Source organism: Gleimia europaea ACS-120-V-Col10b (assembly GCF_000411155.1).
Lineage (GTDB): Bacteria > Actinomycetota > Actinomycetes > Actinomycetales > Actinomycetaceae > Gleimia > Gleimia europaea_B.
This window is the reverse complement of record NZ_KE150266.1, coordinates 1,473,508-1,497,970: the sequence shown is the minus strand read 5'-3', so window position 1 is coordinate 1,497,970 and position 24,463 is coordinate 1,473,508. Positions and strand designations below refer to the sequence as shown.

Below are 24,463 nucleotides of genomic sequence, written 5' to 3'. Positions count from 1 at the left end.
TATATGCAAGAGCGAACAAAGAACACCGAAGTTCTTACACCAAATAGCTCTTTTCTAGCTTAGGAGAAAACATTGACACCCACAGCTTCAATCCCCGCGCTAGACGTATTAACAATCGGGCGTTGTGGCATTGACGTCTACCCACTGCAAACCGGAGTTGGGCTAGAAGCCGTTGAGACCTTCGGCAAATTCCTCGGCGGCAGTCCAACGAACGTAGCCGTAGCCGCCGCACGCTACCGCCACCGCTCTGCCGTAATCACGGGCGTCGGCAACGACCCCTTCGGACGCTTCGTCTGCACCGAAATGCGTCGCCTTGGCGTCTACGACAACTATGTAGTGACAAAGTCGGCGTTCAACACTCCTGTTACCTTCTGCGAGATCTTCCCACCAGACGACTTCCCACTCTACTTCTACCGGGAACCGTCCGCACCCGATCTCGAACTAACCCTTCAAGATATCCCCATCGACGCTGTTCAAGAAGCAAAAATCTTCTGGATCACCGCAACCGGCCTATCCAAACAACCCTCACGCGGCGCTCACCACGCAGCACTTGACGCCCGTAAAAAGAGCGGCCCCACTATCATCGACCTTGACTATCGCGCAGACTTCTGGGAATCCGAAGAAGAATCACATGAACACGTAAGTGAAGCCCTGTCCAAGGTCACCGTTGCTATCGGTAACAAGGAAGAATGTCGTGTTGCTGTTGGGGAAACGGAACCTGATCGCGCTGCGGATGCCCTCCTCGATGCCGGCGTTGAACTCGCGATCGTTAAACAAGGCCCCCACGGCACCCTTGCCAAAACCCGAGACGAACGTATCGAAATGCCTGTCACTCCAACACATACTTTCAATGGCCTTGGAGCTGGCGATGCTTTCGGCGGCGCGGTTTGCCACGGCCTCCTGTCGGGTTGGTCGCTGAAGAAAACGATTTACGCGGCCTCGACTGCCGGAGCAATCGTGGCATCGCGCCTCGAATGCTCAACGGCAATGCCAACCGAGCCGGAGCTACTAGCTACCATGCGGCTACACAAGAATAACCTCGTCCCAGATCTAGAAGACTTCTAATCATGTCTAAAACTCCTCTGATCGACAAAATTACAGAAATCCGCACATACGAGCCGGAACGCATCCAACGTGCCCTTGCAAATCGTACGAAGGGGAAACTGCCAACCAATGGCAAACCACTGATGATCATCGCGTGCGATCATGCTGCCCGGGGCGCCCTCGCGGCTGGGAAAAACCCTAATGCGATGGCTTCACGCGAAGAGCTGCTTAGCCGTTGCGTTACAGCACTGTCGCGTCCCGGAGTTGACGGCTTCCTCGGTACCGCAGATCTGATTGAAGATCTCACTCTGCTCGGCGCCCTCGATAATAAGCTCGTCTACGGTTCCATGAACCGAGGCGGCCTGGCCGGCGCATCATTTGAAATGGATGACCGCTTCACCGGTTACACCGCCCACGGCATTAAAGCTGCCGGCCTGGACGGGGGCAAAATGCTGATGCGTATCAATTACGAAGATTCCGGAACTGTACGCACTCTTGAACATTGCGCCCAAGCCGTAGACCAGCTCGCTCAAGAACAGGTCATGGCAATGGTGGAACCCTTCATTTCTGAACGCAAAAATGGGCGCATCGTCAACGACCTCAGCCCAGATGCTGTCATCAAATCGATGGCCATTGCCTCCGGCCTAGCCTCCACCAGCGCTTACACGTGGCTCAAACTTCCCGTAGTGGAAGACATGGAACGAGTCATGGAGGCCTCCACCCTACCCGCCCTCATTCTGGGCGGCGAGGTACGAAAAGACGCGCGGGCCGCAATGGAAAGCTGGGGTAAAGCCCTAGAGTTGCCAAACGTTAAAGGTCTAGTCATTGGCCGCTCCCTACTATTCCCGCCAGATGACGACGTGGCAGGCGCCGTCGACGCCACCGTGCAAATCCTGAACAACACCATTTAGAAGCACTCGCTTCCCCACGAGAGGTATCAAAATGACAACCCAAACCCCACAGATTCCTGAAACCATGCGTGCCGCAGTCCTGCGCGACACCAAAATTGGCCTCCAGGTTGAAACTATCCGCACCCCTCGCCCACGCGCCGGCGAAGTTTTGGTAAAAGTCGCGGCCTGCGGCATGTGTCACTCCGACCTGCACGTCATCGGAGGCGCAATTGCCTTCCCTCTTCCCGCAGTACTTGGCCACGAAATCGCTGGAACAATTGTTGAGCTCGGCCCCGGCGTTGAACACACCGGCCTTAAAGTTGGACAAAACGTTGCCGGCGGTTTCCTAATGCCGTGTGGTCAGTGCGAAGCGTGCTCCAGCGGACATGACGAACTTTGCGGCCCGTTTTTTAAACTAAACCGTTTGAAGGGTGTGCTCTACGACGGTGAAACTCGTCTTTCAACCCTCGACGGAGAACCCGTTTACATGTATTCGATGGGCGGCCTGGCAGAATACGCAGTTGTCCCCGCAACTGCAGTAGCCCCCACTCCTGACAACATCGATCTAGTTCCCGCCTCCATTCTTGGCTGCGCAGCTCTGACCGGATACGGTGCAGTCCGACGCGGCGCCGACCTACACTACGGTGAAACAGTAGCCGTGGTTGCTGTTGGCGGTGTTGGCACCAACATCGTGCAAATTGCGCACGCCTTTGGCGCGAAGCAAGTAATCGCGATTGACGTGTCTGACGAGAAGCTAGCCCCCATGAAAGGCTACGGTGCCACCGCAACAATCAACTCTGCCAAGACGGATGCGCGCGAAGAAGTCCTTCGTCTCACCGGCGGTAAGGGCGTTGACGTATCGTTCGAGGCTCTTGGCATTCCGGCAACGTGGACAACGGCTCTCGACGTTCTTGCAGACGGCGGCCGTATGGTACCGATCGGTCTGGGCGCCGGCGTGCAGACCGCCGGAGTGGAGATCAACCGCACGGTGCGTCGCTCGCAATCCATCCTCGGATCCTACGGTGCACGTACGCGCCAAGATCTACCCGCAGTAGTTGATCTGGCTTCTGAAGGTGTCATCAACTACAAGGAAATCGTTTCGCGCCGCTTCTCACTCGAACAGGCCGCAGAAGGCTACAAGGCGCTACACGATCAAAAGATCCAGGGGCGTGCAGTTGTAGACATGAGCCTGTAACCCCGTCCGCTCACTTAAAACCGGATCCGCTCCCCACTGCTGGGCCACGCCGCCTGGCACTGGGGAGCTTTTCCGTATCTTCACCCAAGACCCGTCGGGTCCGCACGCAAAGAAGGCCCCGCGAACGGCTCGCTGCCAAGCACTACCAAGCTAGGCTAATCCGCTACTGAACACGGCTACGTTTCTGCTGCACTCGACGCGGGTGCCACTACCAGGTCAAGCTCCCAGCCAAGTCCCCCAACCACTGCGCGCAACCGTTCCCACCGGCGCGGCGCACACGTTCTACGCATACGAAAGGGGCTTGTGGAGGATGGTCGGACCTCCACAAGCCCCCTTAAAGCCCACTTCAGGGCCAGAAACTTTCGACGGTGTGCGAGCGCGCCGAAAGCATTAGCATCTACGCGTTGAAGAGGGTCTTCTCAACGTAGTCACGAGCTTTAACAGCGTACTCATGCGGGTTTGCTACCGCCGGATCCTGCTCAGCTTCAACCAAGATCCACTCCTTGTAGCCGTGGTCAACCAGGAAGCGGTACGGTTGCGTGAAGTCAATCATGCCGTCACCAGGAACAGTGAACATGCCGTTTAGGAACGAATCCAGGAACGAACGATTATGCTGCCGCGACTCCTGCAACTTCTCCTCCCGAACGTCTTTGAAATGCACGTGACGCACGCGATCAATAACGGCTTCCAGTAGACCCATTACGTCACCATCACCCACGAATGCGTGACCGGTGTCAAACAGGAGGCTCACCTTTGTCGGATCAGTCATGTCCATTAGGCGAATCGTTTCTTCCTTCGTCTGCACAACCGTGCCCAAGTGGTGGTGATAGACGAGTTCGAGGCCGTACTCGTGTGCAATATCCCCGAGCACGTTCAGCCCTTCAGCCAACTTCACCCACTCTTCATCGTTTAGCACGGGCTTGTTGGTAAAGATGCAAACGTCGCGCACGCCCTGCACCGAACCGGTCTGTTCGGACACCACGATCCGGGTGGCCCCCAGGTACTGCAGGTACTTGCACTTCTCGCGAAACTCTGGGATCACAGCCTCCACGCCATCGCGAACAATGAAGGAAGAGAACCACTGCGCCACGATCTTGATGCCGCGCGCCTGCGCACGCTCCTTCACGATCTCTTGCGCCGGGAAGAAGCCGGCACACTCAGTGCCACGGAACCCAACGTCAGCAAGGTCAAGCAGCATGTCCTCAAGCGTGTTGTATGCCCCCACCTCGGGAATGTCATCGTTACGCCACGTAATCGGGTGCATACCCCACGTTATGCCATTGGGATCAGAAATCGCGGTCTTTGGATCAAGTTTGAAAACCATTTTGTCTCCTTCGACAAATCAAAGTATTAGATCGAAATTTACCGGGGAGGAAGGAAGCCGCGCTCCCTTCCTCCCATCTGGTTTAGGAGTAGCGCTCCTCCATGTCGCGCTCAATCTGCTCAAGGGAGCGACCAGAGGTTTCCGGCATAACCTTGTACAAGATCACCGCGATGACCAAGTTGAGTACGCCGTACAGTGCGTACGTGCGTCCACCACCCAACGATTCCATCATTGGCGGGAACGTCCAGGTGATGAATGCGTTGGTAATCCACATGCAGAAGATTGCGGTACCGTTCATAACGCCGCGTACGTCAGCGGGGAACAACTCGCCCATCATGGTCCAAACCACCGTGCCGTTTGAGGATTGCACAATCAGCATGAACACGCCCATCAAGCCGAGAATCAGGAACGCAGCCCAGCTTGGTGGCGTGGTGCCATTAGCCATGTGGGGAGCAATAGCGAACTGGAATATGCCCGCGATGGCAAGTAGACAAATGCCCACGCCGATCACATCCGCAATCAGGATTTGGCGGCGCCTAAACTTCATGATGAGCCAAATTCCGAGCGCAGAGCCGATCACGCTCATCACACCATTTGCAACCTGCGCCGTAATCGAAGCGGAAGTGGACATACCCGCGTATTCGAGAACCTTTGGAGCGTAGTACATGACGGTATTAACACCCGTAGTTTGGTTCACAATGGCAAGGAAGATACCAACTAGCATGAGCTTTCTTAGCCAGGGGACTGAGAATACGTACTTCAAGCCCTTCTTGGACTGCTCAACTTCAGCTTCATGCTGGCGAGCCTCGATCATTTCCATTAGCTCATCTTCGAGGGAACCATCACGCTCCGGGTCGCGAATACGCTTCAGCGAAGCAATAGCGTCATACATGCGCATCTTCGACACGTACCAGCGCGAAGACTCCGGCATTAGGCGAATACCAATCCAAAGCGCAATAGCTGGGATCGAGCAGAGCACGAGCATGTAACGCCACGCAGCACCGTTGCCAGCTGAAACTACAAGCTGGTCAAGGAACGCTTGATATTGATCTGCGCTCATCGAGCCGCCCTTGGACGTCTGGAACGCGGAGATTGCGTCGTAAGAGTAGACACCCGGATCCAGGTTGCCCGAGGGGTCGCTCTTGATTGTGAGCTGCGGCCCACCGTGCATCGCGTTAATAATCGCGTTCATGGTGAAGGCCAGTAGCTGGCCGGTGACGATCATCAGCTGGTCAATAGCAACGATAGAACCACGGATTCGCTTCGGCGCTGTCTCCGCAAGGTAAACTGGAACCGTTGCCGAGGCGCCACCAACTGCAAAGCCAAGAACCAAACGGAACGGATACATCACCCACACGTTTCCAGCAGCGGCTGTGCCAAGAGCTCCAACCAGGAACAATATGGCTAGAAGCGTAATGTTGTGCCGGCGTCCGTAACGGTCCGAAAGCCTGGATCCAATCAGAGCGCCCAGGGCAGCACCAACCAAAAGAGTGCCTCCGATTGCGCCTTCCTGGAATGCGGTGAGCTGCAAGCCATCTGCACCAAACGGCATGTGCATGTAGGGCAATGCGCCAGAAATTACACCGGTATCGTACCCAAACAGCAACGAGCCGAGCGTAGCTACGGCAGCAATAGCAAAAATGCCGCGGTGCTTACCCGAAGGTGGGGTATCTTTAACAGCCTTTGCCAACTCGTCGCGAGTTATCCCTTGCATCGGGATTTCACGAGCATCTTCGCCCATGCGACTTCCTTTCTTAAACCCAACAATGAGGGTGCATTTGTACTGAGATGATGATTTGGCACCTATCTATGTGCCGTTACAAATCAAAAGTGGTGTTGCCTTCAACCACGGGAACGTCGTGCCACTGACCATCCGCAGCGGAAGCGACAACGGCTTCATCAACTTCTGCGGCGCACCAAGCATCCGCAGCTGATGGAGCGTGCTGTTCTCCTGTGAGAACTGACTTCAAGAACTGTGCGGCCTCAACGCACTTCATATCGTCAAAGCCCATCGAAGTACCGATAGCCGGCTGGAAACGACTCCAGTTATCCCACTCCGGTCCGGCCATCGCGCGCGTGTAGCCATGCGTAGCGCCATTGTCTACGCCCAGGCATACCTCTAGCTCGTTGAGACGCTCAAAATTCCAGCGTGCCGAGCCCTTGGTGCCGTACACTTCAACGACATACTCGGCGCGGGGGCCAACGCTAACTCGTGACGATTCCATTGTGGCGACTACGCCATTGTCGAAACGCGCGAGCAGAGCAACGTAGTCCTCATTCTCCACCGGGCCCATTTCGTCTCCAACCTCAAAGCCGGAGTGGCCAAAGCCCATCTTCGTTGGAATCGGACGTTCCTTAATGAATGTGTCAGTCAGGGCAAAAACGGAACTGATACGACCAATAATGTACTGTGCCAGGTCTGCGCCGTGGCTCATCAAATCAGGAACCACACCCGCGCCAGCCTTTTCTCGCGAAGCGCGCCACGTGAGCGGCCCCATTGGCGACGAGTTGTAATCGGCAATAAACCAAACGCGGGCGTTTGTTACCTTGCCAAGCTCGCCGCTACGCACGAGGTGACGCATGTACTCAATAGCTGGAGTGTGGCGGTAGTTAAAGCCAACTGCAGTGGGCAAATTCGCCTGGGCGGCTGCCTGCGCGACGGCCTTGGCCTGCTGCGCACTCACGCCCATCGGCTTTTCAATCCAGAACGGCTTGCCTGCCTCCACTGCCGCCAGCGCGATCTCTTCGTGCAAGAAGTTCGGGGAACAGATCGAAACAACATCAACATCCGGATCTGCAAGCAGCTCGCGGTAATCACCGTAAGCGCGCTCGAAACCTAGATCTTCAACGGCTGCCCGCTGAGCTTCTTCAACTGGATCTGCAGCGGCAACTAGCTTTACCTGAACTCCAAGTTCAGGAAAACGTTCACTCACTGCTTTATAGCTACGCGCGTGTAGACGGCCCATCCACCCCAGGGAAATAACGCCAACACCGATGGTCTTTTTGGTGGTCATAGGTTCCTCCGAACTTCTTTGTCCGTTTATTCCGCCGCTGTATTTGACAACGCCTTTAGAAACTTTGTACTGACAAATGTACCAGGGCGATTCGGTGCGGTCAAGGCCTCTTGAGCAGAAAAGAGGACGGAAATTTTCTCAATCAACGCTTGCTAAATCAACAAATATGCAGCCGAAATTACTGTCAAAACAGTAACCACTGGTTCGAAAACCTTCTGTGACATGTGTGTAGCTAACAACCTGCCCAGCAAAGCCCCCACCAAAACTAGAGGCAAAAAAGGAGCGGCCACCCGTAGCGACTCTCCACTCACACTACCCAAAGCCACAGCAAACGGGAGTTTTGTCAGGTTAACCAGGAAATAGAACCAGGCTGTGGTCCCCAAGAAAGTTTTCACCGGAAACTTCGCTGCCAAAAAATACATCGTGGTTACCGGCCCGCCCGCATTCGCAGCCATCGTTGTCATACCCGCAAGAGACCCAAAGAACGCCCTGGCCCACGGCCCTTCCACGTTCGGATTGTCGTTTCTCTTCAGAACAAAAGTTGTCACGGCAATTAGAACAAGAAGAATAATGCCAATACTCACGCGGATAACACGGTCAGATGCAACGTGTAGAAACACCGCGCCGATAACAAGTCCAAGGAGAACCCCGGGAACGAGGCGCACCAGGGTTGGCCAATCAGCTTTTTTGCGATACATCACTATCGCCACCACATCGCCCACTAAAAGCATCAGCAGCATCACTCCGGTGGACTGAAGCGCCGGCATCACCGCCGCAAGCAGGGCAACCGCGAGCGTGGCGGCACCCGGAAGAGCAGTTTTAGAAATGCCCACTATAAATGCGCACAACCCCAACACAATGAGCGCCCCTGTTGTGAACCCTGCCATTTTGCCCTCACAAATAAAAAGCACCGTTCCCCCCATTGGGACCGGCGCATACTCGTTGGCGGTAGACTTACAGCCTCACCCAGAGCCTAGCTGCGTTTTAGTTGCAGATAGAGGGCAACGAAAACTCCAGCGATAGCTCCAAATACGGTTAGCATTCCTGCAAACACAACCATTGCGGTCAGTTCAGTTGCAATGCCAACGACCACCACGGATGCCACAAGCGCGGCGAACACCGCGGCAACCAGCTTAAACAGAGGACGTGCCTCTACGTTAATCCTGTGCGGAGCAGCAACAGTAAGTGCGTAAGTACCCAATGTGTACCTTCCTTTACGGTTCCTTGTGCGGAACCGTTTGGGAAAACGTCCCGCACGGCTATGTGCTCGGCTTGCGCCGACATCGACCACCTCTGTGATCGACGATTTCAGGCTACTAAAGCACTCGCAGTTTGTAAAGACAAAGGTTTTGCGTGGAGGCTGCCCCTCAGCGTTTTGCGCACACTAGTTATTCACCAATTTTGCCCGTCAATACACACAAAACTCTGCCTAGCAACAACTTTGCGTGCCGAATATTAATGCCATATCCGACACGCAAAGTGTTGTAACTAACAGCTAAAGATGAACTACTACGCCTTCCTTAGCAGCCTTCTCGGCTGCTTCAGCCAAACGCAACGCCTGAGCGCCGTCCTCAAGCCCCGGAGAAGGCACCCTACCCGCGTCAATAGCATCAATGAACGCGCTCAGTTCGCGCGCATACGCAGCCTCGTAACGCTCCAAGAAAAAGTCCAAATACGGCTCTTGCGCGTCCGTCACGTGCTTGTTAGAGCGACGAACCGTGGTAGGACGAATATTCTCGGCAAAGAGCGCGCCTTCAGATCCGAAAGCCTCAAGCCTCTGGTCGTAACCAGAAGCGCAGTGGCGCGAGTTCGTAATCGTTGCGGAATGTCCCGCCTCGTTCTGCAAAGTCACAACAACGCCATCGAAGTCGCCGGTGTCCGCAAGCTCGGGATCAAGGTTTTGGCCTACCGCAGTAACCGTCTTGATGTCGCCAAGGAAGTGGCGAACCATGTCGAAATCATGGATCGTCATATCCTTAAAGATGCCCCCCGAAACCGCAATGTACTCCTTTGGCGGAGCAGCCGGATCACGGGAGATGATCGTCAGCTGCTCAAGCTGACCAATCTCGCCAGACTCTACCGCCTCATGAATCGCACTGAATGAAGGATCAAAACGGCGGTTAAATCCCAGCATCACCAGCGGGTTAGGCGTACCCTGAGCCTCTAGACGCTCGCGAATCTGCGCAACAGATTCACTATCCATAGCCAGCGGTTTCTCACACAAAGCCGGCTTGCCGGCAGCGGCAGCCGCAATAATATGATCACCGTGTAGCGGTGTTGGCGAACAAATGATGATTGCATCAACATTGTCAGATGCGAAAACATCGTTAGCTTCACTCGTGACTTCCGCCCCGTAAGCCTGCGCAACCTCCTTTGCAGAATCCAACATCGGATCTGCAATCAAAGTGAGCTTAGCGCGCGGGTGAGCCGCAACGGAGCGAGCGTGCACGCGACCAATCCGGCCCGCGCCAATGATTCCAATTCGAAGCATAGTTAACCTTTCAAGCGACAAGAGGAAACGGATTACGGAGCCGGAACAATGATGTCTCGAACAAGAGCATCAAGATCCGCATCAGCTTGAAGGAACTGACGCAAGGTCTTACGAGTGGCCCCGAAGTCTTCGAATTCCTCCACCGTCATGCCATCTTCGTCATAAGCGCGGTGGAACTCCGGAATCAAGCGAAGCTGCTCAAGGTAGTACTCGTCAACTGGAACATCAATGCGCGAAACCGGCTCGTAGTCGGAAGCATTAATGATTTCCTGCCACTTAAACGGTGGCGAAACCACCATGTCAGCGCCTTGGAACTCGCTCCACTGCAACACGTTCCTAAATGCTGCAACCAGCGGACGTGCACGCAGGCCGCGCTCCTGGAAGATCTTGTACACTTTCTTCATGGCCGCGATACCAGCCCACTCGAGCGCAGACGGATCAATGAAGATACCATCACGTGCCACAACCTGCTTTAGCCAGTCATCCAGACGACCAACCATGAGGGTGACAACTGGGCCCATCTGCGAAACATCATGGCCTTCGGCCTCGCGACGCTTCAAGCCACGCTCGATGGCCTCGCCTGCTTGCACGCATTGAGCAACCGTGAAGGAAACCGTCACGTTCATCGACACGCCGCGGTACGTGGCCTCTTCAATCGCCTCAAGACCAACCTTGGTTGCAGGAATTTTCACCACAATGTTCGGCGCCAGGTTGTGGAACTCTTCCGCCTGGTCAGCCAGCGCCTTCGCGTCGCGATGGAAACGCGGATCGGTCTGCACCGAAAGACGGCCATTACGACCGTTATGCTCCTTAAACGCAGGCTCAAGAAGTTTCGCAGCCTCAACAGACATATCCTTAACCGCACGCCAACCGATCTCAGACTCGCCCCACGTCGGGTTCGCATCCGCAATAGCCTTGATGCGATCGTTCCAAATCTCCGGATGCTTCGAAATAGTGGTGTACGCAATCACCGGGTTACAGGTAGCTCCAACGCCGCCAAACGAAATTGACTGGCGTAGCTCTTCCAAATCCGACGAGTCATTCCAAAGGACCGTAGGGAATTGCTTGGTCGCAGTGAGCAAAGGCCCGGGGGTAAAATCAGCCACAGTTCCTCCTGTGAAAATCTTGGGGATGCCCGCCGTTGGACATCCAACTTTCCATAGCCCTAAGTGAACTCCAAATCAGAACACATGTCAAGCGTTTGTAACGACAAAGATTTGTTATTTTTCATCATTTTAGCGAGATCAAGCGTGCAGACCCTCAATCTTTCTGTTCTTAAACGCGTTGTTGCGAACGAATAAGCCGGGGCGATAGGGGTAAATTAACCAAAACCCGTGAGCGCTATCGCCCACCGCAAACCGTTTTCTCAAATTGTCTTTACAATACTTGACGCGGGGGACAAAAAGACCGACAATTACGAACAAGTGCTTTCTGGCGCGAATGACGAAGACGTCAGCATCTGCGCGCCATAAGCTTTAAACAGTGGAACCAATCCGTAAATCCCAAGGAGTACCAATGACGGACAACAGCAAATACATCGTTCGCGCCGGCTCAACGTCGCATGGCTCGTACGAAACCGACCTGGATCCTAAGCGGGCTGGCTGGGAATGGTCCTCGCTACGCGTATTAAACCTTTCTGACAGTGAAACCATCACCGTTGAAGGCGACCAAACAGAATACCTTGTCCTACCACTATCCGGCGGCTGCACAGTCAAGGTAGAAGGCGAAGAATACGAGATTAAGGGACGTGAATCCGTATTTACCGACATCACGGACTACGCCTACATTCCCCGACACAAAGACGTTGTAATCACCGCACGCGGACAGGCGCGCATCGCTCTGCCCGGAGCCAAAGCCACCAAGGATCTCTCGCCGCGCTACTGCCCCCGCGAAGAAGTTGGCACCGGCCTTCGCGGCGCAGGCCCCTCCTCCCGGCAGGTCAATAACTACGCCTTAGGGAACACGGTTGAAACCTCGCACCTACTGGCCTGCGAAGTTCTCACTCCCGGCGGCAACTGGTCTTCTTACCCCCCTCACAAGCACGACGAACACAACGAAGTCGAACGCGAACTTGAAGAGATCTACTACTACGAGATTCGCCGTGGCGAAGGAAACCGCGAAGGCTTTGCAATCCAAAGGATCTACCCTTCCCCCGGACACGACATTGACGTGTGTACCGAGGTGCGCGATCGCGACATCGTGGTAATGCCATACGGATACCATGGCCCCTCAATCGCGGCGCCCGGATACGACCTCTACTACCTAAACGTAATGGCAGGGCCGGCGGAGGACTCCGTTTGGCTAATGACCGACGACCCTCACCACACATGGGTGCGTCAAACTTGGGAAACCCAAGAGATTGACCCACGCCTACCAATGACTCCCATGAACCCCTCCGACTCTGAGTAACTACAGAAAGAACGCACCATGACCCACCAAGTCCAAACGATTAGACTCACGGTTGCGCAAGCCACCATTCGTTTTCTGGTCAACCAATACAGTGAAAGAGACGGCGTTGAACAACGCTTCATAACCGGAGCCTTCGGTATTTTCGGGCACGGCAACGTGGCCGGCATTGGCCAAGCACTGCTCCAAAACGAAATTGACCCCGAGCCGGACGGCGGCGAAATGCCGTACTACATGCCGCGCAACGAGCAGGGGCAAGTCAATGCCGCAGCCGCGTACGCCAAAGCATCTGAACGCATGCAGGCGATGATGTGTACAGCATCCATTGGCCCCGGCTCTTTGAACATGGTTACCGGCGCCGCACTGGCCACCACTAACCGTCTGCCCGTCCTCCTGTTCCCCTCGGACCAGTTCGCAACTAGGACGCCAGACCCAGTGCTACAGCAGGTTGAAAACCCGCAGACGCTAGACACGTCGGTAAACGACGCGTTCCGCCCGGTTTGCACATTCTTTGACCGCATTAACCGGCCCGAACAGCTCTTCCCCTCGCTCATGCAAGCTATGCGCACGCTCACCGACCCGGCCGATACGGGCGCCGTAGCCCTCGCGATGCCGCAGGACGTACAGGCAGAGGCCTACGACTTCCCCGTTGAGATGTTCGAAAAGCGCGTTTGGCACATTCGCCGCACGCCAGCCGACCAGGCCTCCCTCGAGCGTGCGGCGCAAATGATTCGGGGCGCCAAGCGCCCCCTCCTGGTGGCAGGTGGCGGAGTTATCTACTCTCACGCCAGCGAAGAACTGCGCGAGTTCGCGAAAGTCACAGGCATTCCGGTATCTGACACGCAGGCCGGCAAGGGCGCCATCAACTTTGACCACCCGCAGTCCGTAGGCGGCGTTGGCTCCACCGGTTGCGACGCCGCAAACCACTTGGCCGACAAAGCGGATTTGGTGATCGGCGTAGGAACGCGCTACTCGGACTTCACCACCGCCTCGCGCACCCAATTCAAAAACCCGGATGTGAAGTTCTTGAACATAAACGTGAAGGCATTCGACGCGGTTAAGAACAGCGGTGAAATGGTTATTGCTGACGCGCGCGAAGCGCTCGCGGCCCTCACCAAAATGCTTGCCGACCACCAGGTAGACGCGGATTACGCTGCAGAAATCGCGGCAGAAAAGGCTGCGTGGGACAAGGTAGTTGACCATTTGACCAACCTTGGCCACGCCCCACTACCATCCCAGGTAGAAGTGTTTGGCGCGCTGAACGAAATGATGGGCGACAATGATGTAGTGATCAACGCCGCTGGCTCTATGCCCGGAGACCTACAGGCCATGTGGCGCGCACGCACCCCCGTGCAGTACCACGTGGAATACGCGTTCTCTACCATGGGCTACGAGATTCCAGCGGCCCTCGGCGTGAAAATGGCGCTACCTAACTCACAGGTAGTCTCGATCGTTGGTGACGGCACCTACCAGATGCTTCCCATGGAGCTCGCCACTATCGCGCAAGAAGGCGTGAAGGTCATCTTCGTCCTGCTACAAAACTACGGTTTCGCGTCCATTGGCGCACTGTCCGAATCGCGCGGTTCGCAACGATTTGGCACCCGCTACCGCGCCGGCGGGGGCGCAAGCCACACTGAAGACGGACGCAAACTTGACGTGGACCTGGCTGCGAACGCCCGCTCTTGGGGCATTGACGTGATTGAGGTGCGCACCATTGAGGAGTTCAAGGAAGCGTACCGCGTAGCCGAAAAGGCTGAACGCACCACCATGATTTACATTGAGACCGACCTTTACGGACCAAACCCGCCATCCAGCTCTTGGTGGGACGTCCCCGTATCGCAAGTCTCTCGCATCGAATCCACGCAGAAGGCGTACGAGGATTATCTGCGCGACCAGCAGCCTCAGCGCCAATACACTAAGCCCGCTAAGTAAGGGCTAATAGAACCCGGATCGGGTGGGTCACGCTCTCTTCTCGGCGCGGCCCACCCGATCTGTATTTGCGCTCGCCGCATCGCGATTAAATCCTGTACGATCTTTGTCATGACAAATCGTTCATCTAGTTGTAGACTGTAACTGCTGACGGGATGATCTTCCCGCTATTCATATCGTGTACAAAGAGGTTCGCAGATGAAAACTATTAAGCATTGGGTAGACGGAAAATACTACGAAGGCAACCCCATTGCGACGCTTGGCGTAGAAAACCCCGCAACAGGTGAAGTTGAAGGCACGCTTTTGGAAGCATCCGGCGCAGACCTTGACCACGCCGTAGAAATCGCTAAGAAAGCGCAAAAAGAGTGGGCAAAAGTTCCCCTATCTAAGCGCACTGAAATCATGTTCCGCATGCGCCAGCTAGTACTTGATCACCAAGACGAAATGGCTCGCTTGATCGTTGCAGAACACGGCAAGAACTACTCGGACGCAATCGGGGAGATCCAGCGTGGACGCGAAACCCTTGATTTTGCCACCTCGATAAACGTGGCTCTTAAGGGCGAATACTCCTTTGATGTGTCAACCGGTGTTGACATTCACAGCATTAGGCAACCCGTTGGTGTTGTTGCCGGCATTTGTCCGTTCAATTTCCCGGCAATGGTTCCGATGTGGATGCACCCCCTGGCAATTGCCACGGGCAACGCATTCATTTTGAAGCCGTCCTCAGCCACCCCCTCGGCAGCACTGCTTACTGCAGAGCTCTACAAGGAAGCTGGCCTACCCGACGGCGTCTTCCAAGTACTGTCCGGTGACCGCACGCTCGTGACGAACATTTTGGAACACCCCGGCATTAACGCGGTCTCATTTGTTGGCTCGACCCCGGTTGCACACATTGTGCAAGACACCGCAACCAAGCATGGCAAGCGCGTTCAGGCACTTGGCGGGGCTAACAACCACGCTATTGTCATGCCGGACGCAGACCTCGATTTTGCCGCACAGCACATCTCCGCAGCTGCTTTCGGTGCCGCCGGCGAGCGCTGCATGGCCCTGCCCGTAGTGGTAGCCGTTGGCGGGATTGGCGAGAAGCTTGCCGACCTCGTTAAGAAACATGCCGAGAAGATTCACGTGGGTGAAGGCATGGGCGAAGGCGTAGAGATGGGCCCGGTCATCTCCGCTAAAGCCAAACAGCGCATCACCGGCCTCATTGACGACGCGGAACAGCGCGGCGCCAAGGTTGTACTCGACGGCCGCAAGCTAGTTGTTGAGGGCTACGAAAACGGCCACTTCCTTGGCCCAACCATCCTTGACGACGTGCCGCTTGATTCGCCGGCATACTACGAAGAAATCTTTGGCCCCGTTCTTGTAATCGTGCATGCAGACACGTATGACGAAGCCATCAAGATCGTAAACGCTGTAGAGTTCGGCAACGGTTCCGCAATCTTCACGAACGATGGTGGCGTTGCCCGCCGCTTCAGCCTGGACGTAGAGGCAGGCATGGTTGGCATCAACGTGCCGATCCCGACCCCGGTGGCCTACTACTCGTTTGGCGGATGGAAACAGTCCCTACTTGGCGACATGCACATCCACGGCCCAGAGGGCGTGAAGTTCTACACCAGGGCAAAAGCAATCACCTCGCGTTGGCCATCTGAACGCACCTACCAAGCAACCATGTCTTTCCAGCGCGAAAGCTAAAACGCTCCCTCGCAAATCGCAGGAAAGCTGAGATAACCAAATACTGACACTTCCCTCGCCACCTGTACCGTGGCGGGGGCAGTTCATGTTGCGGCACGATTCCCGAGCCGCTCGATTGGAGCCTCGACGAGTTCAAACTACTGAACTTGAACGAATAGAAGCTTTTATTCGTTCAGTTTCGCAAGCGATCCTCGATCAATAAACTTCGGCTCGAACACCACGCTATTTGGAAGGTCTTCAACGGACTTCGCTTGCGAGGCGCCGACCAGTAAATCCACGCACTGACGCCCCATCAGCTCGCGGTCCGTTGAGACTTCCGATAAATCAAACGCCGTATCAGCCGTATAACCAATCTGGCCGCCCAAAGTCACAATCGAGTAGTCCCGCGCAAGTTCAAGCCCATAGTCGGTAGCGAACCCGATCACGCCCTCGGCAACCGGCATGTTGTCAGTAATAATCACCGGGTGCGAGTCCGAATTACTACGCATCAAAGGCATCACCTGCTGAGCGGCCAGAAAGTTAACGGGCAACCGTGTCTCCTCTATGTGGAAACCACGTTCACGCGCGCGCTTTCTCGTAGCTCTATGAATCGACTTGCCAACACGATCAGCCTGACGTGTTTCACACGGTTTTCTGCCGATCAGTAAGGCGCGGCCATGCCCACGGGCAATACACTCGTCGATTGCGATCCGTCCCACGGCGTCAAAGTCGGTCTCGACGTAAGGAACTCCGCCTTGCCTGCCCGAGAATCCCAGGGCAACGGCAGGCACTTTTTCAGATAGTAGAACGTCCTCGCGCCAATCGTCTTGTTCGACCTCCATGTAGATCACGCCGTCAAGCAAACGCGACCGCAAGAACCTGCGAAACGTGCCCTCATCATTGCCTACAGTAGTTGGCACCAACAGGGTGAGTCCCAGTTCAGTGCAGCGTTGCATCATGCCCGTCACGTATTCAGCCGAGCTGCGATCCAGGCCCGAATTCGTAAGATTCAGGTGGATGCCGATAGTGCGCAAGTTTCGCGCCGCAAGATTTGCCGCATACGCGTTCGGCACGTAACCAAGCTGCTTCGCAACGCTCAGTACCTTCTCGCGCGTTTCGTCGCCAATCGGGCGCTCCCCTGAAAACACGTAGGAGACTGTGGACGGCGACACCCCAGCACGCCTCGCAACGTCAGCGCGCGTAACCCCCATACAACCTCCCAAAACAATAATGCATGTGCACGGGGAACCGCCCCATGCACATGCATTATGTACTTATCGTAGCCACACTCCGCAATTAGCGGGTACCACAGCTTCGCCCTGATCGATGACAACATCGCAGGACGACGCCACCACGCTGGTCACGTTCGAAATTTTCACCGGCCGCGAACCCATATTCAGCACCAGGAGCACGTCCTTGTTGCGAATGACGAGGACGTTCTCATCGCCCACATCAACCCACTGGACCTCCCCCTTCGCAAGCTCAAGCTCGCGGCGGAGCTTCAACACGCGACGGTACAGATTCAGCGTCGAGGCCGGATCATTTTCTTGGATATCCGCCGCGAACTCGCGGAAATACTCCGGCTGCGGTAGCCACGTATCCCCCGTGCCAAAACCGAAGTGAGGCGCATCCGCCTCCCACGGAATCGGCACGCGACACCCATCTCGGCCACGAACCTGATGTCCCGTGCGTAGCCAAGTGGGATCCTGGCGGCTCTCATCTGGCAAGTCAGTGACCTCGGGAAGCCCGAGTTCCTCCCCCTGATAAATGTACATGGAGCCCGGCAGGCCCATGGTGAACACAGCCATGCCTTTCGCGCGCGCCAGGCCCAGCTCGCGATCCGGCTGCGGATCATCTACGCCAATGCCCCGGTCATAATCGATCTGCGGATCATAGCCGTAGCGCGTGGTTGCGCGCACAACGTCATGGTTACTCATAACCCACGTGACCGGCGCACCCACAGCCGCGTTTGCCGCAATCGGATCATTGATTGCGGCGCGCACGCGCTTCGCATCCCAGTTCGCCTTCAAGTAGTTGAAGTTGAACTGCTGGCTCATCTCGTCCTCACGTACGTAAAGAGCCTCGCGCTCGGGCGTCAACCAGGCTTCCGCAACCAGAACGCGGTCGCGTCCATACTCGTCGAGCACGCGCCGCCACTCGCGGTAAATATCGTGCACACCGGGCCGATCCCAGAACGGTCCCCCGGTCTGATCGAAGTCTTGAACCTCTTCCGCCCAGCGATCCGGTCCAACCTCATCATCAGGCAGACCGGGTTCCTTCACGAGGCCGTGCGCCACGTCAACACGGAAACCGTCCACACCTCGATCACACCAGAAACGCAGATAGGAGTCGAAGAACTCGTGCACCTGCGGGTTCTCCCAGTTGAAGTCCGGTTGCTCGGGGGCAAAGAGGTGCAGGTACCACCAGTTGCGATCCTCCTCATTGTTCGTGAGGGACTCGACCGCAGTCCACGCGGGGCCGCCAAACATGGACCCCCAATTGTTGGGGCGCTTGCCCTCGCTGTAACGGAACATGTACATGTCTCGCTCCGGCGAGTTTGGGCCGGCTTTCAACGCGTCTTGGAACAGCTTTATCTGGTCCGAAGAGTGGTTAGGAACAATATCGATGATGATCTTAATGTCGCGCTTGTGCGCCTCGTCGATCAACTCATCGAACTCTTCCAAAGTGCCATACTCGGGATTGACGTCGAAATAGTCCGCAACGTCATAACCCGCATCAGCCTGTGGCGAAGGGTAGTGCGGGGACATCCAAATCGCCTCAACACCAAGCTTCTTCAAGTAATCCAACCGGTTGATTATGCCCCGCACATCGCCCAAACCGTCATTGTTCGAGTCGCTGAAACTACGCGGATACACCTGGTAAATCACAGCGGTGCGCCACCACTGATCCCAGTCGCTTCTTTGAACGTTGGTCAAGGAAATCTCCTCCTCTTTTTACAAAATGCGGAACGTTATTGTTTGATACTTCCGGCAGCCAGACCGGCGACGATTCTTCTTTGGAAAACCAAAACTAGGATTAAAAGCGGAATCGTCACTACAACACCTGCAGCCATTTGTGAACCGTACGGAGTTTGGAACTGGCTAACCCCACCAAACTTCGAGATTGCAACAGGCGCGGTCTGCATCGCCGTGTCGTTCACCATCGTCACAGCAATTAGGAACTCATTCCAAGCGTTAATAAACACGATGATTGCCGTGGTGAACATGCCGGGAGCTGCGATAGGCAAAATAACTTTCCTAAACGCCTGACCGGGCGTGCAACCGTCCACCATGGCCGCCTGTTCTAGATCCACCGGTATCTGCTTGAAGAAGCTCGTCAGATTCCATACTGCCAAAGGCAAGGCGAACGAAAGGCTAGGCAGGATCATCGATTGGTAAGTGTTGATCCAACCCCAAGAGGTAAACAGCTTTAGGAGTGGCACGATGATAGCTACCAACGGGAACATTGACGTAGCAATGATGACCGTGAGCAGAAGCGTCTTACCCCTAAACTCCAAACGAGCCAGCGCGTACGCCGCCACAGTTGCTATAAGTAGCGCCAAAATCGTGGTTGTTCCAGCTACGATCAGCGAATTGAATAGAGATGCTCCAAAGCCACGTTCCGGATCGAACACGGCGATGTAGTTCTCCCAACTCACCTCTTTTGGCCACAGCGAAATGTCAAAAATATCTCGCGCGGGGCGCAGTGAGGAAACAATCATCCAGTAAAACGGGGCCAGGCAGAAAACTATGATTACCGCGATTCCCAGCCACGAGAACGTAGAGGTTAACGAGCTTTTCAGCTTCGGGTTCATCGTTCCTGCCCTCCTGTTATCAACTGTTCGCTGCTCCCATCCGCATAAGCCTCCGCTGTAGCGTCGGCGTCCGTAAGCGAGGAATCTCTCTTGTAACCCCTACGAATGAGAGAGATCGGGACGCCTCGACGTTTCTCACCTTCACCCGAAATAATCTCTGCACCCATCACTTTCACGAACGCGAAAGCCAGTAGGAACACGTAGAGGAACAGCACCAACGCGTACGCTGCCGCACTACCGTACCTAAGGTTAGAAGCCTCGTCCTGTACGAGCATCGAAAGCGTCTCTACCGAACTCTTCCTCGCTCCAATCAAGATGTAAGGGAGATCAAACATCCTCAACGCGTCAAGCATCCTGAACAACACGGCAATAATCAGTGCAGGCTTCACGAGCGGCATAGTTATGTGAGTGAAACGCTTCCAAGCATTCGCACCATCAATCTTTGCGGCCTCGTACACCTCTTCGGGGATCATCTGCAAACCTGCTAGAGTAAGCAGTCCGATAAAAGGCGCCGTCTTCCAACTGTCCGCGATGATAACGGTGAGCTTGGCAGACCAGTCACCAATCGCCCAAATGACCTGGGTACCGATGAGTGCGTTCGCTATACCGTTCGTATCGAAAATCCAACGCCAAAGGATTGCCGACACGGCTGTTGGTATTGCCCAAGGAATCAGAATCGCAGCGCGCACCAGGCCTCTGCCCTTCATCGCCTTGTGCATGATCAGAGCCATTGTTACGCCCAAGAGCGTTTCAACAGCAACTGTGGTTTCGGTGAAAATCGTGGTGTTCCAAAAGGCTGTTTGGAAGCGAGTACCGCTATCGCCCTGGAACATGTTTATGTAGTTTTGGAACCCCACAAAAGGCTCTGTCTGGTTAACAAATCCAGTTGCCGGGTCAATTCCCTTAGCCCCGAAGAAAGACTGATAAACCGAGGTTAGGGTGGGAAAGATAACAACGATTGAAATCACAAGAATTGTTGGGGTGACCAGCCACCATGCCAATCGCGCCTGTTGCTTCGCCCTGGATGATTTGCGATTTCGCGGAGGCTTTACCACTGTGCTTGCAGACATTTGTTCCTCTTCCCCTATTGGGCTGTCGCATCCTGAATCCAGAACGCAACAGCCCAATAGGTTCTAAGCGTTTTCTTACTGTCCGGTCAGCTCAGCGAGTTTAGCGGCAAGCTCCGAAATCGCAACGTCAACAGGCTTCTCACCCTTTAAAACAGGGAACGAAGCATCCTGAATCGCAGCGGTTACGTCACCGTAGTTTGGGACTTGAGGACGCGGGTAAGCGGCCTCGATCGACTGCTTCAACGTGGGTAGGTATGGGTACTGCTCAATGTTGGCAGGATCGTCGTATACGGAGGTGTAAACCGGGGCGAGCGAGGCTTCCTTCAGCATGTAAGCCTGAGCCTCGGCACTCGTGTAGAACTTCACGAAATCCAAAGCAGTTGCCTTGTTCTCACAGTAGCTGGATATCGCAATGTTGTGACCACCCAGTGAGGAGGCACCAATCTGGCCATCTTCAAAACCCGGTAGCGGAGCAATTCCGAACTCTAGGTCAGGAACATCGTTTTGAACCAGAGAATAGACATACGGCCAGTTACGCAGGAAGATCACCTTACCGGACTGGAAGGCATTACGACCATCCTCTTCCTTGTAGTTCAGTGATTCCTGAGCGATCTTGCCATCCTCAATCCATTCGCTCAGCTTCTGCAGACCAGCTTTTGCCTCTGGGGAATCAACTGCGACCCGGCCCGTGGAAGGATCAATGATCTGACCACCAGCGGTGTGGATAATCTCGTCAATGTTTACGGTCAACCCCTCATACTTGGCGAACTGGCCCGCGTAGCAGCTAATACCTTCGTTACCCGGCTTGGCCTGCACGGCCTCACACATCCGGGCCATTTCATCCCAAGTGCTCGGAGCGTGATCAAAACCGGCTTCGCGTAGTAGATCAGCACGGTAGTAAAGGAGCGCCCCATCCGAGCCATGCGGAACAGCGTAGAGCTGGTCGCGGTACAGGCCCGTGTTCCAAACCGGCTCAAGGAATTCATCCTTGTTCATCTCGTCTTCCGGCAGAGGCAAAATCCACTGGTTAGCAGCGAACTCACCCACCCAAACATTGTCAACGCTCTCCGTACAGTACGCGTCCGACTTGGTCTCCGCGTTCTGGATCATCGATTGGCGCTGCTGATCAGGCTCGGTAGAAAGCTCGATCATCGTCACCTTCTCGTCCGGGTGATCCGCATTCCACATGTCCAGCAATCCCTGGAGCTTACCAGAGTTGTCCTTACCCTGAACGTACGTAATAGGGCCGCGGCCCTCGAACTGTACATCATCCGCAGACGGAGCACCGGACTGCGGTCCCGTGCCACACGCTGTAAGGCCGGCCAAAGCCAAGCCTGCCACTGCTACTAACGCGACTTTTGTTTTCATGAAGACTCCCTCGTCTTAACAATCAATGTGTTGAATCGGTACACGTTATTAAATCGTCGACGCGCGTCGACATATTCAGAATTTAGACACGCCCAGGCGTAATGTCAAGGGTCTTTACAAACCTGTTAAGCAAATCAGTGAAGGCCCCTCCAGATCAGATCGTGAGCAGACGCCTGTAGTAGTCGATAGCCTCGAACACTCAAACACATAGATAATTCCCTCGTTCGCGGTACAGCGCTAACACCTGGTGCGCTACCGCTTCTCGCGCGACCGCTCCGTTACAAGAGTTAACGTAGCCGTAATGTAGAATTAACTTTTATGATTATTGCGTTGCAGATACTCACCTGCCTTTTGGGCGGAGCCGGAGCCCTATATTTGTTTGGGGCCTCTGTAGGATCCTTCATTCGTGGCACCCTCATAGGCGTGTCCATGAATGCCCTGGCGTTTTTCGCATTAATTTTTACTGGCCGCACCAGTGTCTACGGCACCGCGCATTCACCCAAGTTCTACGTTGGGTACCCTGCTATTGTTCTTGGCCTATGCGTGGTTATTCTTCTTTTTCTGAAAGCCCTCGCAACGCAGGGGATTCTAGTAAAAAAGAGTGAGCCATGGAATTGGCGCGGCCTATTCCCTACCGTTATAGGCGCCATCGCTGGGTTGCTTGCAGGTCTTTTCTTTTTCATCCCCAAATGGCTTCAAAACAGCGTTGGGGAGATCCCTCAAGACCCGAACTTCATCTTTATCCTGACAGCCGCAGGAGATACCTCCACCGACGCGCAAGACCTAGCGCTACTAAATGAAATCGTGGCCCCCTCCATATTCCTTGCAATCCTCGGCGCAATCATCGGATTCATCCGCTCTGACCTGCACATCAGACTTCCATCCGCTCGAACCTGGCGAATCACACACCTGCGCGGCGCCGCCCTCGTGAGTATTTTTGTGCTCCTCGCCGGCTCATTTAGCTACGCGTACGCCAGGCTTCCCATCAAAGAAGCGGCGCAGCTGTTCTTCACTACCTCCAGTTATTTGGAGGAAAACTACGTTGCCCCCACGTCTGACAATGTGAAGCTGCCAGCCAAAAAGCGCAACCTGGTGCACATTTACATGGAGTCTGTTGAAAATTCCTACTACTCCAAGGACCTGGGCGGTTACATGGAGCAAAACCTCATGCCCGAGCTTGCAGCTCTGACCGAAACGGGAATCTCCTGGTCCGATACCGATAAATTCGGAGGCCCTGACCAGCTCTACGCTACCGGCCACTCAGTGGCCGGCATGATCTCAATGCAGGCTGGCGTGCCCATGCTCGCTGCAGGCGCACCGGATATCGAAATTGGTTACTCCTACCCTGACTTCATTAGTATTGGGGACATTCTCAAAGCGGCTGGCTACAACACCGCGTTCATGCAGGCTTCAACAGCCTCGTGGGGCGGTCTGGACAGGTACTATCAACGGCACGGAGGCTTTGATATTCACGACCGCGCCCGCTTTGTTGCCGACGGCAAAATTGAGCACGACTACTTTGTGTGGTGGGGCGTGGAGGACGACAAACTCTACGAATACACGAAGGAAGAACTGACCAAACTGGGAGGCCAGGACAAACCGTTCTACATGATCGTTGAGAACGGAGACACCCACTTCCCCGACGGTTACGTGTCGGAAAACATGAAGGAAACCCCATTCGACTCACAGTACGCGAATGTAATCCACTACTCACAAGCTGAAACCGTGAAGCTAATTAAGTGGATCCAAGAACAGCCCTGGGGCGATGACACCACGATTGTGGTGACCGGTGACCACCGGTCGATGGACAAAGAGTTCTTCAAGGGGTGGGATCCGAGCTACCACCGCACCATTGTGAATCTGATTTTGAATCCCGTGCCCGGCACAGACTTTCCTGATTCCGTAACGAAGAACCGCAAGTTCTCAACGTTCGACCTGTTCCCAACGATCCTCACCGCAATTGGTGCCGAAGTTCAGGGCGACCGGCTCGGGCTGGGCATGAACATGTTTTCTGGGAAGCAAACGCTCGTGGAGCGTGACGGCTCGCAACTAATGAATGAAGAGTTCGCAAAACGCTCCCCCTTCTACGACTCTCACCGCGAGACGAGGGCGGGTCAACCAGCCCGCTGGCAAGACGACAAGTTCTGAATAAGCCTTGAGTGTCGGCGCAGCAGATGCTACAGGTAACACGGGCGAGCCTAGCTACCACTTTTCTGAAGGCTATCGTCCTGCGCCATAGTGCCGGTT

Annotated in this window: 19 protein-coding genes; 7 read left to right on the top strand and 12 right to left on the bottom strand. The window is 55.1% G+C overall.

Annotated features, from left to right (window positions below):
* Positions 1-72: 72 nt before the first annotated feature.
* The 3 genes from iolC to HMPREF9238_RS06760 are packed head-to-tail and all read left to right on the top strand — an operon-like array spanning position 73 to position 3,129.
* Entirely contained in the window at positions 73-1,065 is a 993-nt protein-coding gene (iolC, locus tag HMPREF9238_RS06770; RefSeq protein WP_016444715.1) for a 5-dehydro-2-deoxygluconokinase, read from the top strand.
* Between the two features lie 2 nt (positions 1,066-1,067).
* Positions 1,068-1,955, top strand: a complete 888-nt coding sequence (locus HMPREF9238_RS06765; RefSeq protein ID WP_016444714.1) for a Cgl0159 family (beta/alpha)8-fold protein — start codon at positions 1,068-1,070, stop codon at positions 1,953-1,955.
* Positions 1,956-1,986: 31 nt separating this feature from the next.
* Positions 1,987-3,129, top strand: a complete 1,143-nt coding sequence (locus HMPREF9238_RS06760; RefSeq protein WP_016444713.1) for a zinc-binding dehydrogenase — start codon at positions 1,987-1,989, stop codon at positions 3,127-3,129.
* Positions 3,130-3,526: 397 nt separating this feature from the next.
* Here HMPREF9238_RS06760 and iolE read toward each other — a convergent pair whose 3' ends face one another.
* The 7 genes from iolE to HMPREF9238_RS06725 all read right to left on the bottom strand — a co-directional run bounded on the left by iolE (position 3,527) and on the right by HMPREF9238_RS06725 (position 11,064).
* Complete coding sequence (iolE, locus tag HMPREF9238_RS06755) at positions 3,527-4,453, bottom strand: myo-inosose-2 dehydratase (RefSeq protein WP_016444712.1); 927 nt, start codon at positions 4,451-4,453, stop codon at positions 3,527-3,529.
* Between the two features lie 82 nt (positions 4,454-4,535).
* Entirely contained in the window at positions 4,536-6,194 is a 1,659-nt protein-coding gene (locus HMPREF9238_RS06750) for an MFS transporter (RefSeq protein ID WP_016444711.1), read from the bottom strand.
* A gap of 76 nt (positions 6,195-6,270) precedes the next feature.
* Positions 6,271-7,467 carry a Gfo/Idh/MocA family protein gene (locus tag HMPREF9238_RS06745; protein ID WP_016444710.1) on the bottom strand — a complete coding sequence of 399 codons (1,197 nt, stop codon included), beginning with the start codon at positions 7,465-7,467 and terminating at the stop codon, positions 6,271-6,273.
* Positions 7,468-7,619: 152 nt separating this feature from the next.
* The gene (locus HMPREF9238_RS06740; RefSeq protein WP_016444709.1) at positions 7,620-8,354 is read right to left on the bottom strand and encodes a sulfite exporter TauE/SafE family protein; all 735 of its coding nucleotides are present in this window, start codon (positions 8,352-8,354) and stop codon (positions 7,620-7,622) included.
* Between the two features lie 86 nt (positions 8,355-8,440).
* Positions 8,441-8,668: a hypothetical protein gene (locus tag HMPREF9238_RS06735; protein WP_016444708.1), complete on the bottom strand. Its 228-nt coding sequence runs from the start codon at positions 8,666-8,668 to the stop codon at positions 8,441-8,443.
* A 294-nt stretch (positions 8,669-8,962) separates the two neighbouring features.
* Complete coding sequence (gene iolG, locus HMPREF9238_RS06730) at positions 8,963-9,958, bottom strand: inositol 2-dehydrogenase (protein WP_016444707.1); 996 nt, start codon at positions 9,956-9,958, stop codon at positions 8,963-8,965.
* A gap of 32 nt (positions 9,959-9,990) precedes the next feature.
* Positions 9,991-11,064 (bottom strand): transaldolase family protein, encoded by a 1,074-nt coding sequence (locus HMPREF9238_RS06725; protein ID WP_016444706.1) that lies wholly within the window; start codon positions 11,062-11,064, stop codon positions 9,991-9,993.
* 409 nt (positions 11,065-11,473) lie between these two features.
* On the opposite strand from HMPREF9238_RS06725, the gene iolB reads away from it, so the two are divergent.
* From iolB to HMPREF9238_RS06710, 3 genes are all read left to right on the top strand, one after another.
* A complete protein-coding gene (iolB, locus tag HMPREF9238_RS06720) occupies positions 11,474-12,367 on the top strand; it encodes a 5-deoxy-glucuronate isomerase (RefSeq protein WP_016444705.1) in 894 nt (297 codons plus the stop codon).
* 18 nt (positions 12,368-12,385) lie between these two features.
* A complete protein-coding gene (iolD, locus tag HMPREF9238_RS06715; protein WP_016444704.1) occupies positions 12,386-14,296 on the top strand; it encodes a 3D-(3,5/4)-trihydroxycyclohexane-1,2-dione acylhydrolase (decyclizing) in 1,911 nt (636 codons plus the stop codon).
* Positions 14,297-14,491: 195 nt separating this feature from the next.
* Positions 14,492-15,985 (top strand): CoA-acylating methylmalonate-semialdehyde dehydrogenase, encoded by a 1,494-nt coding sequence (locus HMPREF9238_RS06710; protein WP_016444703.1) that lies wholly within the window; start codon positions 14,492-14,494, stop codon positions 15,983-15,985.
* Positions 15,986-16,149: 164 nt separating this feature from the next.
* Here HMPREF9238_RS06710 and HMPREF9238_RS08660 read toward each other — a convergent pair whose 3' ends face one another.
* From HMPREF9238_RS08660 to HMPREF9238_RS06685, 5 genes are all read right to left on the bottom strand, one after another.
* Positions 16,150-17,175, bottom strand: a complete 1,026-nt coding sequence (locus tag HMPREF9238_RS08660; protein WP_016444702.1) for a LacI family DNA-binding transcriptional regulator — start codon at positions 17,173-17,175, stop codon at positions 16,150-16,152.
* Between the two features lie 63 nt (positions 17,176-17,238).
* The gene (locus HMPREF9238_RS06700) at positions 17,239-18,900 is read right to left on the bottom strand and encodes a glycoside hydrolase family 13 protein (RefSeq protein ID WP_016444701.1); all 1,662 of its coding nucleotides are present in this window, start codon (positions 18,898-18,900) and stop codon (positions 17,239-17,241) included.
* A gap of 35 nt (positions 18,901-18,935) precedes the next feature.
* The gene (locus HMPREF9238_RS06695) at positions 18,936-19,778 is read right to left on the bottom strand and encodes a carbohydrate ABC transporter permease (RefSeq protein WP_016444700.1); all 843 of its coding nucleotides are present in this window, start codon (positions 19,776-19,778) and stop codon (positions 18,936-18,938) included.
* The gene (locus tag HMPREF9238_RS06690) at positions 19,775-20,848 is read right to left on the bottom strand and encodes a carbohydrate ABC transporter permease (protein ID WP_016444699.1); all 1,074 of its coding nucleotides are present in this window, start codon (positions 20,846-20,848) and stop codon (positions 19,775-19,777) included. The genes HMPREF9238_RS06695 and HMPREF9238_RS06690 overlap by 4 nt, the downstream gene beginning before the upstream one ends.
* Before the next feature lie 75 nt (positions 20,849-20,923).
* Positions 20,924-22,216 carry an ABC transporter substrate-binding protein gene (locus HMPREF9238_RS06685; RefSeq protein WP_016444698.1) on the bottom strand — a complete coding sequence of 431 codons (1,293 nt, stop codon included), beginning with the start codon at positions 22,214-22,216 and terminating at the stop codon, positions 20,924-20,926.
* 429 nt (positions 22,217-22,645) lie between these two features.
* Between HMPREF9238_RS06685 and HMPREF9238_RS06680 the strand changes: the two genes are divergently transcribed.
* Positions 22,646-24,364 carry a sulfatase-like hydrolase/transferase gene (locus tag HMPREF9238_RS06680; protein ID WP_232217611.1) on the top strand — a complete coding sequence of 573 codons (1,719 nt, stop codon included), beginning with the start codon at positions 22,646-22,648 and terminating at the stop codon, positions 24,362-24,364.
* Positions 24,365-24,463 lie beyond the last annotated feature (99 nt).

Excerpts from the sequence above, each read along its gene's own strand:
- HMPREF9238_RS06765 (WP_016444714.1), top strand. The coding sequence starts at position 1,068 with ATGTCTAAAACTCCTCTGATCGACAAAATTACAGAAATCCGCACATAC.
- iolE (WP_016444712.1), bottom strand. The coding sequence starts at position 4,453 with ATGGTTTTCAAACTTGATCCAAAGACCGCGATTTCTGATCCCAATGGC.
- HMPREF9238_RS06695 (WP_016444700.1), bottom strand. The coding sequence starts at position 19,778 with ATGAACCCGAAGCTGAAAAGCTCGTTAACCTCTACGTTCTCGTGGCTG.
- HMPREF9238_RS06745 (WP_016444710.1), bottom strand. The coding sequence starts at position 7,467 with ATGACCACCAAAAAGACCATCGGTGTTGGCGTTATTTCCCTGGGGTGG.
- iolG (WP_016444707.1), bottom strand. The coding sequence starts at position 9,958 with ATGCTTCGAATTGGAATCATTGGCGCGGGCCGGATTGGTCGCGTGCAC.
- HMPREF9238_RS06750 (WP_016444711.1), bottom strand. The coding sequence starts at position 6,194 with ATGGGCGAAGATGCTCGTGAAATCCCGATGCAAGGGATAACTCGCGAC.
- HMPREF9238_RS06740 (WP_016444709.1), bottom strand. The coding sequence starts at position 8,354 with ATGGCAGGGTTCACAACAGGGGCGCTCATTGTGTTGGGGTTGTGCGCA.
- HMPREF9238_RS06710 (WP_016444703.1), top strand. The coding sequence starts at position 14,492 with ATGAAAACTATTAAGCATTGGGTAGACGGAAAATACTACGAAGGCAAC.
- iolD (WP_016444704.1), top strand. The coding sequence starts at position 12,386 with ATGACCCACCAAGTCCAAACGATTAGACTCACGGTTGCGCAAGCCACC.
- HMPREF9238_RS06680 (WP_232217611.1), top strand. The coding sequence starts at position 22,646 with ATGAATGCCCTGGCGTTTTTCGCATTAATTTTTACTGGCCGCACCAGT.
- HMPREF9238_RS06690 (WP_016444699.1), bottom strand. The coding sequence starts at position 20,848 with ATGTCTGCAAGCACAGTGGTAAAGCCTCCGCGAAATCGCAAATCATCC.
- iolB (WP_016444705.1), top strand. The coding sequence starts at position 11,474 with ATGACGGACAACAGCAAATACATCGTTCGCGCCGGCTCAACGTCGCAT.
- HMPREF9238_RS06760 (WP_016444713.1), top strand. The coding sequence starts at position 1,987 with ATGACAACCCAAACCCCACAGATTCCTGAAACCATGCGTGCCGCAGTC.
- HMPREF9238_RS08660 (WP_016444702.1), bottom strand. The coding sequence starts at position 17,175 with ATGGGGGTTACGCGCGCTGACGTTGCGAGGCGTGCTGGGGTGTCGCCG.
- HMPREF9238_RS06685 (WP_016444698.1), bottom strand. The coding sequence starts at position 22,216 with ATGAAAACAAAAGTCGCGTTAGTAGCAGTGGCAGGCTTGGCTTTGGCC.